Source organism: Actinomadura sp., assembly GCF_044508335.1.
Classification (GTDB): domain Bacteria; phylum Actinomycetota; class Actinomycetes; order Streptosporangiales; family Streptosporangiaceae; genus Spirillospora.
In genome coordinates this window covers 21,222-33,130 of the sequence record NZ_JBIQHY010000077.1, presented here as the reverse complement: position 1 = coordinate 33,130, position 11,909 = coordinate 21,222, and the positions used below count along the sequence as shown (strand labels likewise).

General features: G+C 69.8%; 9 protein-coding genes. 8 read left to right on the top strand and 1 reads right to left on the bottom strand.

The genetic code is table 11. The features are described 5' to 3' along the window. Nucleotides 1–392: 392 nt before the first annotated feature. Nucleotides 393–3,251 carry a BTAD domain-containing putative transcriptional regulator gene (locus ACIWVC_RS23395; RefSeq protein ID WP_396453163.1) on the bottom strand — a complete coding sequence of 953 codons (2,859 nt, stop codon included), beginning with the start codon at nucleotides 3,249–3,251 and terminating at the stop codon, nucleotides 393–395. A 140-nt stretch (nucleotides 3,252–3,391) separates the two neighbouring features. On the opposite strand from ACIWVC_RS23395, the gene ACIWVC_RS23390 reads away from it, so the two are divergent. The 8 genes from ACIWVC_RS23390 (at nucleotide 3,392) to ACIWVC_RS23355 (ending at nucleotide 11,889) form a co-directional block, all read left to right on the top strand. Further along, entirely contained in the window at nucleotides 3,392–3,961 is a 570-nt protein-coding gene (locus ACIWVC_RS23390; RefSeq protein WP_396453164.1) for a dihydrofolate reductase family protein, read from the top strand. Nucleotides 3,962–4,346: 385 nt separating this feature from the next. Then, nucleotides 4,347–4,937, top strand: coding sequence for a TetR/AcrR family transcriptional regulator (locus ACIWVC_RS23385; protein ID WP_396449619.1), 591 nt, complete (start codon nucleotides 4,347–4,349; stop codon nucleotides 4,935–4,937). Nucleotides 4,938–5,532: 595 nt separating this feature from the next. Beyond that, nucleotides 5,533–6,891 (top strand): MFS transporter, encoded by a 1,359-nt coding sequence (locus ACIWVC_RS23380; RefSeq protein WP_396454576.1) that lies wholly within the window; start codon nucleotides 5,533–5,535, stop codon nucleotides 6,889–6,891. Nucleotides 6,892–6,977: 86 nt separating this feature from the next. Beyond that, complete coding sequence (locus tag ACIWVC_RS23375; RefSeq protein WP_396449622.1) at nucleotides 6,978–8,177, top strand: NAD(P)/FAD-dependent oxidoreductase; 1,200 nt, start codon at nucleotides 6,978–6,980, stop codon at nucleotides 8,175–8,177. 299 nt (nucleotides 8,178–8,476) lie between these two features. Beyond that, nucleotides 8,477–9,433 (top strand): LysR substrate-binding domain-containing protein, encoded by a 957-nt coding sequence (locus tag ACIWVC_RS23370; protein ID WP_396449623.1) that lies wholly within the window; start codon nucleotides 8,477–8,479, stop codon nucleotides 9,431–9,433. 156 nt (nucleotides 9,434–9,589) lie between these two features. Next, nucleotides 9,590–10,450 carry an SDR family NAD(P)-dependent oxidoreductase gene (locus tag ACIWVC_RS23365; RefSeq protein ID WP_396454575.1) on the top strand — a complete coding sequence of 287 codons (861 nt, stop codon included), beginning with the start codon at nucleotides 9,590–9,592 and terminating at the stop codon, nucleotides 10,448–10,450. 10 nt (nucleotides 10,451–10,460) lie between these two features. Continuing rightward, on the top strand, nucleotides 10,461–10,940 hold the full coding sequence (locus ACIWVC_RS23360; protein ID WP_396449625.1) for a MerR family transcriptional regulator: 480 nt from the start codon (nucleotides 10,461–10,463) through the stop codon (nucleotides 10,938–10,940). Nucleotides 10,941–11,052: 112 nt separating this feature from the next. Then, on the top strand, nucleotides 11,053–11,889 hold the full coding sequence (locus ACIWVC_RS23355) for an SAM-dependent methyltransferase (RefSeq protein ID WP_396449626.1): 837 nt from the start codon (nucleotides 11,053–11,055) through the stop codon (nucleotides 11,887–11,889). Nucleotides 11,890–11,909: the final 20 nt, after the last annotated feature.

Genomic DNA, 11,909 nt, shown 5'->3' with positions numbered 1-11,909 from the left:
AGCATTCGCTGCCAAATCCGATTCGGTGTCGCCGAATGGCCCGCCCAAGCGGTCAGCAAGATTGCCGGCCCTTCGGACCTATCCATTCTTCCCGCGCTCGGTCAGCGGTCCCGGGCTGCGGCAGAGCGCCCATGAGCCGTTGGCCGCCGAGAACAGGGTATGGACGGCCCCGGCAATGGACCGCGCCCGATCGGCCTTCACCCAGTCATGCGGCGTACAGTGCCAACCCCAGATCCTAAGCGAATTCGGCCTCCGCGACGACGAGGCACCGTGGGTAGATGGGCGAAGATGCCGATGCCTTCGAAGACGCCCGCTCCATGCGGCCGAGCCGATGCCCCGAGGGAAGCGAGCCCAGGCTTCGTGCGCACGTAGTCGCGGGGTTTCGGCGGGTGTCAAGAGTTCCCCGTGGCGACCCGGCGTCGCTCAACCTCCGGCGAGGGGTCCAGGTGCCGGCGGAACGCGTCGGCGGCGGACGTATCGATGATCGTGAGTTGGGTGTGGATCTGGTCGACGGCGGTGGAGGCGAGGTCGCCGAGGAGGGCGTACGCGCGGCGCCACTGCTCGCGGGCGGCTTCGAGGTCGCCGGCGAGGTGGTGGCAGGCGCCCACGTGGGCGAGGGTGCTGGCCTCGGCGTACGGGTCGTCGAATCTCCGGAACAGATCCACGGCCCGGTGGTAGCAGGGGATGGCCCGGGCGGGGTCGCCCATCCGGAGGCGGACGTCGGCCAGGCACGACCACGCGTGTGCCTCATAGGCGAGGTTTCCGAGCTTCTGGTGCAGGACTAGGGCCTGCTCGCACAACTCAAGCGCCTGGCCGTGGTCTCCCAGGCGGCCTTGGTACCAGCCCAGGTCGGTGAGCGCGATGGCCCGGCCGACCTGATCGCCCAGCTCGTCGAACAGTTCGTATGCGCGCCGCGCGGCGTCGAGCGCGTCGGCCTCCCGGCCCTGGAGGGCGTACACGATGTCGCGGCGGTAATGCGTCCATGCCTGTCCGGCGAGGTCGTCATGCGATCGTTCGAGGGCCAGGTCGAGGCTGCGGTGGGCTTCGTCGAAGCGGCCGAGGTCGGCCAGCGCGAAGGCCAGGTTGCGGTACGCGCGCGACTGCTCCACCGGGTCGCCCAGCCGTCCCGCGGCGGCCACGGCGGCTCGTTGTGTCTCCGCCCGGTCGTGCCAGTGGCCCCGTCCGTGCAGGAACACGAACAATGCCCGGGCCAGTCGGCAGACCTGCCGGTCAAGGCGAAGGTCCTCGGCGAGACCCAGGGTGGCGAGCAGGGCCGGACGCTCTGCCTCGAACCAGGCCATCGCCTCATCGCGTCCCGGAAAGTCGGTCATGCGGACACCCGGATCGCCGGGCGCAGCGGCGCCGGCGCCCATGCCGTCCTCCACATCTCCGCCGACCAGCCGCTGGGCGGCGCTTGCCGTGTGGACGTAGTAGTCCACCAAGCGGCATCGCGCGGCGTCCCGGTCCGTGTCGTGGGCCTGGCTGAGCTCGGATGCGTAGGCGCGCAGCAGGTCGTGGCACGAATAGCGGCCGGGGACGTGCTCGCTGAGCAGGTTGGCGCGAGTCAGCTCGGCCAGCGGCGCGCGCACCCGCGAGGCAGGGGCGCCCGCCAGGCTCGCCGCGGTCGCGATCGTGCCGTCCCGGACGGGGTGCAGCCCGGCGACCAGCCGGAACAGCCGTGCCGCCGGGTCGCTCAGCGCCTCGTACGACCAGGAGAAGACCGCCCGCATGTCGGCGGTGCTCTCCAGGGCGCTGAGGCCGTCGCGGAGCTTGTCGGCGAGGGCGGCGAGCGGGTGCGCCGGATGGATGGCGGCGCGGGCGGCGACGATCGCCAGCGCCAGCGGCAGCCCGGCGCAGCGAGCGACGATGTCCTCCGCCGCCTCGGCCTCGGCGGTGATCCGGTCGGCGCCCAGCCGGAGAGCCAGCAACCGCCTGGCCTCGTCCGGCGGCAGCAGCCCCAGGGTGATCGGATGCGCGCCATGGCTCATGACCAGCCCGGCCAGCTGATCGCGGCTCGTGACGATGGTCAGGCAGCCGGGCGTCCCGGGCAGCAGCGGGACGACCTGGTCGGCGTCGCGGGCGTTGTCCACCAGGATCAGCATCCGCCGCCCGGCCAGCAGGCTGCGGTACAGCCCCGCCTGGGCGGCCGGGCCCTCCGGGATCCGCTGCGGCGGAACCTGCAGGGCGTCGAGGAACTCGCGGATGGCCGCCGCCGAGGACACCGCCTCTCCCGACGGGCCGTATCCGCGCAGATCGATGCAGAGCTGACCGTCCGGAAAGCGGTCGGCGACGCGGTTCGCCCACTGCACGGCCAGCGTGGTCTTCCCCACCCCGGCCGTGCCGGTGATCACCGCGGTGAGCGGCGACCGGGCCCTCGTCCCGTCCGGCCCGGCCCGGTCCGGCGGGCGCAGGAGCGCGTCCAGAGCCGCCAGCTCCGCCACCCGCCCGGCGAAACCATCGATGGCGGCGGGCAACTGCCTGGGCACCGCGCCTCCACCGCGCGGGACGCCGCCGGCGAGGAGGGTGGCGTGGAGCTCCCGCAGTTCAGGGCTGGGGTCGGCGCCGAGCTCGTCCGCCAGCCGCCGCCGGATCAACTCGTACCGCTCCAGCGCCTGGGCGGGACGGCCGGCCGCTTCCAGCACCCGCAGCAGCCGCGCCCAGAGGGATTCGCGCAGCGGATGCCGCTCGGCCAACCCGGCCAACTCGGCGAGTTCGGCCGGGCCGGGGGGTGCTCCGCCGGCGAGGCCCAGGTCGACCCGCCGCTCCAGCGCGGTCAGGTACCGCTCCTGCAGCGCGGGCGCCACGGACTGCTCCAGCCAGTCGGACGCGATTCCGTCGAAGGGCGTGCCGCGCCACAGTGCGAGCGCGGCGGCCAGCCGGGACTGCTCGACCACGGGGTCGGGCGTCGCGGCGGCCTCGTCCAGCAGGCAGCCGAAGCGGAGGGCGTCGACACCGTCCCGGTCGACGGCGAGCCGGTATGCGCCCGGCCCGGCCACGACCAGCGGGGCCGCCGGACCCAGGGCGCGACGCAGCCGTTTCACGTTCGTCCGGACATTTGTCCCCGGGTCTCCGGGCGTGTCCGCGCCCCAGACCGCGGTCGCCAACCTGCTCGTCGGGACGGTGCGGCCCGCCGACATCGCCAGCACGGCCAGCAGCGCGCGCAGCCGCCCGGCCGGCAGCTCCACCGGCCGCCCGTCCACGGTGACGCGCAGCGGCCCGAGCACGTCGACGGTCAGCACGCGGAACGTCACCCCCTCGCACCAGTGGCAAGTTTCACCCGAGTGTCACAACTCTGCCACCCGCCATCGCCAGGCTGGCGAGCATTCCGGACCTCTCCGGTTCGGGCCGATCTTCGCCTCACCGGTTCGGATCGACACCACTGGAGGTTGACATGGCCGTGTCAGTGCTCGACATGTCGATGTCGCTCGACGGCTACATCGCCGATCCCGACGATTTCCTCGGCGGTGAGGACGGCGAGCGGCTGCACAAGTGGGCCGACGCCGGCGCCGGCGGCCCGTCCGATCCCGTCGGGCGGTTCAACGCCGAATGGAAGGCGGCGGGTGCGGTCCTCGCGGGACGGCGGACCGCCGAGCTCATGGACCACTGGGGCGGCGATCACGGCGGTCTGCCGATCTTCGTGCCCAGTCACCGGCCGCCCGGGCCGGCCGCCCGCTGGGGCTATCCGATGGTGACGTACGTGACCGACGGGATCGAGAGCGCGATGGCCCAGGCCAAGGCCGCCGCCGGAGACCGGGACGTGCAGGTGCGCGGCGGTGCTTACACGGCGCAGCAGGCACTGGAGGCCAAGGTGCTGGACGAGGTGCAGGTCCACCTGGTCCCGGTGCTGCTGGGCGGTGGCCGCCGGCTGTTCGACGTCCTGCCGGCGGAGGTCGAACTGGAGATCGTCGAAGTGATCGACACCCCCGCGGCCACCCACATCCGCTACCGCGTCCGTTACTGACCTACGGATTGAAGGTCCGAGATCGATGTAGGACGTTCTCGGCAGCGAAGGGCGCGGCCAACGGGTCGCGCCCGTCCCCTTCGATGACTCCGCGGACCATCCGGCCGCGGACCGTCTGACTGGGCGGTGGCAGGGTCAGGCGTGCTCGACGTTCTGTGCCGTGTCGGCCTGCGGTGTGCTCGCGGCTTCGTCCTCATGCGAGGGGGTCCACACCTCCTTAAACGCAAACCCAACGACAGTTCTAATCGGATTCTGCCTTTTTCGTGACTCCACCGGCCTGGGGTACGGCTTTCTATAAAATTGAGGACGGATTTGCCGGCATTTTACTTGCGGAGTTTCCCATAGCATGGGCGGGAGGTAAGTGGACTGATCTCCGGGGGACATCATGGTCCGCAATGACGAACCAGGCGACGACCTGCTGCTCTCCGTGGCCGGGAGGCTGTTCGGCAGGCTCGGCTATGACTCGGTGACCAACACGATGATCGCGGAAGCGGCCGGCGTCGATCTCGCAGAGGTCACCGAGCGTTACGGTGGCAAGCGCGACATCTACATGGCGGTACTGCAGCGTGCGCACTGGCGGCGAATCAACCGCATCCGAGCCATCGAGGCCGTCTACACCCCAGACTTGGACGGCCTGATCCTGCTGCTGGACGAGTACCTGGATCTGTGCATGGAGACTCCGGAACTCGGGGCCTTGTGGATGCAGCGCTGGCTGTCCGACGCCAGCGACATCCCCCGGCTGGACGACATGTTCGGCGGTCCCGAACTCGGCCGGACCATAAATTTGTTTCGCAGGGCAATTGCCGATGATCTGGACGCCGGAATGGTCATGCGCACATTCGCCTATACCATCCTGGCCTTCTCCCAGAAGGGCATCGTGGATACCTCCGGGGTGCGCCACGAGCCCACCGAACCGGCCACTCTGCGGAGATTCCGTGCGCATCTCCATCAGCTCGCCCGCCACCTCGTCGCCTGACAGAGGGGATAGCGCGAGCCGTGGCCATTCGGCCTGGGGCCGGCGGCCGGTCTGATGCGGCCCGCCGGCCGGGCATGCTGTTCCGGCGCCGGCAGGTGCCCGGGCACGCCGACGCCGGGTCCGATGCCCACGCGATGGTCGCGAACCTGCCGGAGGCCGCGGTGCGCGGCGGGTGATCCTGGGGGGTGCAACTCTCAGTGATTACGAACATACCGCTTGACCTGCAAGGATGAGGTCCACGGCAGGACGAACGGTAGTACGGTGGCCATATGGCCGAACCAAGGCCCTCGTGCCGGCGGGCCGGCCGACAGGTCACGCGAGCCGTCGGCCCCAGCCGGGTGGCATCACAGTTCCGCCACCGCGGCTAGCTCGCCGGCGTCACCGGGCGACTCCTGACCGCGCCATCCCAGGACTGACGCGCCCGTGTGATGCGATCCGACATGAACGTCTCGTTATGGCTGAACGCCAAAAAGCTATTTGACGTGCATATCGCCTGGTCTAACACTTGTCTAGCAATCAGCCAAGCACAACATCAGCGCTCAGGGGGGCGGCCGCTAGCCGTACATGTCAAGTCTTCATGCGAAAGGCAAACGCCATGATCAGATCGCCTGGCACACCCGAATCACTGACCCCCACATCCAGACCGAACCGAGTCGCGATCGCCAGCCTGATCGGGACGACTCTGGAGTGGTACGACTTCTACCTGTACGGTACCGCCGCAGCGCTCGTGTTCAACAAGCAGTTCTTCTCCAGCCTCAGCCCGACGTCCGGAACGCTCGCGGCCTTCGCGACCTTCGCCGTCGGCTTCCTCGCCCGGCCCCTCGGCGGGCTCCTCTTCGGGCACTTCGGCGACCGTATCGGGCGGAAGGCGACGCTCGTCACCTCCTTGCTCATGATGGGAGCGGCCTCCACGCTGATCGGTGTCCTGCCCACGTTCGCCGCCATCGGGCTCTGGTCTCCGGTCCTGCTGGTGGTCCTCCGCCTGCTTCAGGGGGTCGGCCTCGGCGGTGAGTCGAGCGGCGCCGTCCTGATCTCAGTCGAACACGCGCCGGGCAACCGCGGCAACCTGTTCGGAGGGTTCCCCCAGATGGGGGTTCCCGCGGGCCTGGTTCTGGCGAACCTCGTCTACTTCCTCACCACCTCCCTGTCGTCGGACGAGGCGTTCACCGCATGGGTGTGGCGAGTGCCCTTCCTGCTCAGTGCCGTGCTGATCGTGATCGGCCTCGTCATCCGGCTGCGTATCGCCGAGTCGCCCAGCTTCGAGACGGTTCGCAAGAGCGGAGAGGTCATCGCCATACCTGGATGGGCAGCGCTGCGCGGCCAGTGGCTCGGGATCATCCTGACCGTGTTCATGGTCACCGCCGCTTCCAGCTGCTCGTACGTCTTCACGGCGTTCTCGCTGTCCTACGGCCCGACACATTTCGACCTCGACCGCCAGACGCTCCTGCTGGGTGTCACCGTCGGCAGCGTGCTCTGGCTGGCATCCATCCCCGTCTGGGCACGCGTCGCCGACACGTACGGACGGCGGAAAGTGTTCCTCTTCGGCAGCTTCGTCCTGCTGCTAGCGGCCGCCGTGTATTTCCCGATCTTCGATCTCGGCACCACGGCGTCGGCGATGATCGCCTTCCTCTGCATGGCGTTGACCACGCCGATCTCCCATGCCCTGCAAGGCAGCATCATGGCCGATGTCTTCCCCGCGGCCATGCGGTACTCCGGCATGGGTGTCATCCTCGGGCTCGGCTCACTCCTCGGCGGCACGGCACCGTTGATCTCCACAGCACTCTTCGCGGCGTACGGTACCACCACCCCGATCAGTGTCTACCTCGTAGTGGTCTGCGTGGTGAGCATCGCCGCCGCGATCGGCCTGTTCCGGATCGCGCCCGTCATCGACCGGGGCCGACGCGCGGCCGAAGCGCGGGCCGATGGGGCGCCTCTCGTCCGGCCGGCTCACTGATGGTCTTCCACTCCGTGGGTGGCCGACACGTGATGAACCGTGTCGGCCACCCTACGTAAGATCCGATAACTGAAGGGAGCCCCCCAGTGGAGGACGTTCTTGTCATCGGTGGAGGTTTCGCCGGTGTGTGGAGCGCCGCGGCCGCCGCCCGGATGCGCACCGACAACGACGTGGACCTGTCGATCACCCTCGTCGCACCGGGCGACGACCTGGTGATCCGCCCACGGCTGTACGAGGCCGACCCGCATCTGATGAGGGTGCCGCTCGACCGGATCCTCGGCCCGATCGGCGTGCACCGCGTGGCCGCCACCGTGTCCACGATCGACACGGTGCACCGGGCGGTGACCGCGGTCGACGCGGACGGCCGCAGCACCAAGTGGCAGTACCGCCGGCTGATTCTCGCCGCGGGCAGCCGGCTGCGCCGCCCCGCCCTGCCCGGCGCCGAGCACCTGCACTCCGTTGACACGGTAGAGGCCGCCGTCGCCCTCGAAGAGCATCTGCGCACCTGCCCCCCGGGCCCGGGCCGCTGGACCGTCGTGGTCGTCGGCGCCGGCTTCACCGGGCTGGAGGTCGCCACCGAGATGGTCGGCCGGCTGGCCGAGATGAGCGGCCCGGCGGACCGGCCTCGGGTCGTACTGGTCGAACGGGCCGACGCGGTGGGGCCCGAGCTCGGCCCCGGTCCCCGGCCGGCCATCACCGAAGCGCTGGACCGGCTGGGCGTCGAGGTGCGGCTCGGCCAGAGCATCGCCTCGGTCGAGCCTGGAAGGGTACGGTTCGCCGATGGCACGGAGCTGGCGGCCGGCACTGTCGTGTGGACGGCGGGCGTACAGGCCAGCCCGCTGACCGCGCAGATCCCGGGTTGGCGCGACCGGTTGGATCGGCTGCGGGTGGACGAACACCTCCGTGTCGCCGAGGCGCCCGAGGTGTTCGCGGCCGGGGACACCGCCGCGGCCGAAGCCGATCCGGGCCACCTGGTGTTGCAGTCGTGTCAGCACGCCATCCCGTTGGGCAAGTACGCCGGCCACAACGCCGTCGCCGACCTGCTCGGGCTGCCCCTCGCCGAGTTCAGCCCGGCTCCGTACGCGTGCTGCGTCGATCTCGGCGCGGCCGGTGCGGTGCTGACCAGCGGCTGGGATCGCATGATCGAGAGCACCGGCGAGAAGGCGAAGGCCCGCAAGATGGCCACGAACCGTGAGCGGATCTACCCACCGCTCGATGACGCTGATGAGATCCTGCGCGTCGCCGACTACCGGGTCGGCGTCCGTCCCGCCGGCGCCCGGATCTGATGGTCCGACGCTGAAGATCCCTCGCCTGCTCGGCGAGGGATCTTCAGTACCGTGCCCTGGTCTGCGACGCTCATGTCCCTGGCCGCCGGCCATGCCCGTGCAAGTCGGCGGCCGGGACGAGTCGGCGCGGACCAGGGCACGGCTGTGCCGGGGGGCAGCAGGTGGTGGCTCATGCGGGCGCCGCCCGACATGATCCGGCGGATGCCGGACATCAGGTGTGATGAAGTGGGGTGGCTATAACGTGCCAATGCGAGTTTCCGCGCGAACTATCACCATCCAATAATAGGAGGTCGCGTTCGATGGACCTGCTGAACGGACGCCTCAAACTCCGGCACCTCGTCCTCGTCGTGGCGATCGCGGAACACGGCAGCGTGCTCCGCGCCGCCGAGCACCTGCACCTGGCCCAGCCCGCGGTCACTCGCACGTTGCGTGAGCTGGAGCAGATCCTCGGCGTCGAGTTGTTCGTCCGGGGCCCACGCGGGGTGCATACGACGCTGTTCGGAGACGCCTTTCTCGATCACGCCCGTACGGTTCTCGCCGAGCTGCGGCGTGCCGAGGAGCGCATCCACGGACTCGCCCACGGCGACGCCGGCACCGTCACGCTCGGCACCCTGCTGGCCGGCTCGAGCGTGCTGCTGCCCAAGGCCATCGCGGCGCTCAAGGCGAGCCGGCCCGGCATCACCGTGATCGTGCAGGAGGCCACCTTCGACAGCCAGGTCCCCCGGCTGCTCGACGGCGAGATCGACATGATCCTCGGCCGCCTCAACGTGATCGAGGACCAGCCCGCGCTCCGCCAGATCACCCTGTACAGCGAGCCCGTCCGGCTTGTCGCCCGCGCCGGGCATCCCGCCCATGACGTTCCCGACCTGAGTCTCGCGAATCTGCTGACGTACCCGTGGGTGGTGCCGCTTGAGCAGACCTCCCTGCGCCGCGAACTGGAGGAGGTCTTCCGCGGGCAGGGACTGCGGCTGCCCGAGAACCGGGTCGAGTGCACCTCGATCCTCACCGTGCGCGCGCTCGTACGCGACACCGACATGATCGCCGCCCTGCCGGCCTTGGTGGCACGAACCGACCGGGACCTCGCGCCCCTGTCCGTGCCGCTGCCGTCGGTACGACGCTCCGTCGGCGTCACCCTGCCGGCCCGGCGCCCGCTGACGCCGTCCGCCCGGCTGATGCTGGAGCACCTGCACACCTGCGCTGTCGCGATCACGGCCGGGGAGAATCTGGAACAGAAGACCGCTAGTGGCTCTCGATGAGTCGCGAGGTGACTGGAACCCGACGCCTTCGGCTCGGTCGCGGGCGAGTCCGTCCCGGGCGCCGTCTGCTGATCCCACTCGCTCGACGGGTTCGCGGCGTCGTCCGATGCGGGACGGTTTGCGTTCGAGCGCGCTCGAACCCCTAGCGTCACCGGCATGACGACACAGACCTGGATCATCACCGGCGCGTCCCGCGGTTTCGGACGCGCACTGGCGGAATCGGCGCTGGCAAAGGGCGATCGTGTGGTCGCGGCGGTGCGCCGCCCGGAGAGCATGACCGACCTGGAGGCGGTGTACCCCGACACCTTCCTGGTCGTGAAGCACGACGCCCGGGACACCGGCGCCGCCGCAGACCTCGTGCGTGACGCCCTCGACCGTTTCGGGCAGCTCGACGTGCTGGTCAACAACGCGGGCCGGGTGCTGGTCGGAGCGGTCGAGGAGGTCGGCGACGCGCAGCTGCGCGAGCTGATGGACCTGCACCTGTTCGGCCCCGCCGCGCTCGTCCGCGCGGCGCTGCCGGCGATGCGCGAGCGCGGCACCGGGACGATCGTGCAGATGAGCAGCCAGGGCGGGCGGATGTCCTTCCCCGGCGTGTCGGCGTACTCCGCGTCGAAGTTCGCCCTCGAAGGCTGGTCGGAGGCGCTGGCCGGGGAGGTCGCGCCGTTCGGCATCCGCGTGATGCTCGTCGAACCCAGCCGCTTCCGCACCGATTTCAACGCCGGCGACGTGCTGGAGTTCGCCGCGGCGTCCGAGACCTACCGCGACATGCTCGCCCCCATCCGCGCGGACATGGCCGGGGTCGACGGCCGCCAGGAAGGCGACCCCGCGCGGGCGGCGGAGATCATCGTGTCCATCGCCCACAGCGACGAGGTCCCGCTGCGATTGCCGCTCGGGCGTGAGGCGGTCGAGCGGATCTCGGGCGTGTACCAGCGCGGTCTGGCCGAGGTCGAGCGGTGGGCCGACACTGCCAGAAGCGCCGACTTCGAAGGCGTCGAGGCGTCGGTGCGCCCCGTTTAGGCTGGTCGTCATGGCCACCGACGACCTGGTGACGCGCATACTCGAGGCGCTCGACGACGGTGACCCGCTGCCGGTCGAGGCGATCCATCGCCTCACCGACGCGGCCGACGTCACCGAGCCGATGACGATCGCGGAGGTCGCGGACCTTCTCGGCATCTCGCCGCACACGCTGCGCTACTACGAGCGCGCGCACCTGGTCGAGGTGGACCGCGACGCCAACGGCCATCGCGTCTACGACGCCCACACGGTGCGCCGCCTCGTCTTCCTCACCAGGATGCGGCTCTCCGGGATGCCGATGCGCGACCTCCAGCACTACATCGCCCTTGTCGACGCGGGAGACGACACCGTCCCCGAGCGCCTCGACATGCTCCTCGAACACCGCGACATCATCCGCCGCAAGATGCGAGAACTCACGCTCTCCCTCGTGGCGACCGAACACAAGATCGCCACGTACGGCGGAGCCGCCGGCCCAGACTCCCGCCTGTCATAGAAGGCCGAAGCCTTGCGGCCACCCCCACTGAAGACGGAAGGCCGTTGCGGTGGAGTATGCGTTTCCGAAGCTCGTGCCGGCCTGCCGTGGCGGTCCGTGTGAGACTGGAGGAATGACCGACCATTCCTCTGGGGATACCGAAGGCGTGCCTAAGGACGAGTTGTTCGCTCGGCTCCAGGCCGACCGCCCGCACTCGGCGCGGGTTTGGGGATTCTTGCTGGGCGGCAAGGACAACTACCCCGCCGACCGCCAAGTCGGCGAGATGATCGTGAGCATGTTCCCCGACATCGCGCTGCTGGCGCGGCTGCAGCGCCGTTTCCTGTCACGCGCGGTGCGGTTCCTGGCGGGTCCGGCCTCGATCAGGCAGTTCCTGGACATCGGCACCGGCCTGCCGACCGTGGACAACACTCACGAGGTCGCCCAGCGGGTGGCGCCCGAGTCCCGGATCGTCTATGTCGACAACGATCCGCTGGTCCTGGTGCACGCTCAGGCACTGCTCACCAGCACGCCAGAGGGGGCCTGCGACTACATCGAGGCCGACGTGCGCGACCCCGACCTGATCCTGGAAAAGGCCGCCAGGACTTTGGACTTCACCCGGCCGGTCGCGCTCACCCTTCTGGGCATCATGGGTCAGATCCCCGATTCCGATGACCCATGGGGGATCGTGCGCCGGCTCCTGGACGCGCTGCCGGAGGGCAGCTACCTGGCGCTCAGCGATGGCACGAACACCAATCCGGCACTGAACCACGCGATCGAGACCTACAACGCCAACTCCGCCAGTTCCTACCACCTGCGCAGCCCGGAAGCGATCGCGCGTTACTTCGAAGGACTGGAAGTCCTGGAACCAGGTGTGGTCCCCACCTCCGCCTGGCGGCCGGACGACTACGACATCGGTAGCACGCCAACACAGGTGGACGCCCTCTGCGGGGTCGCCCGGAAGGGAGCATGAAGCACATACAAGGGGGCTGC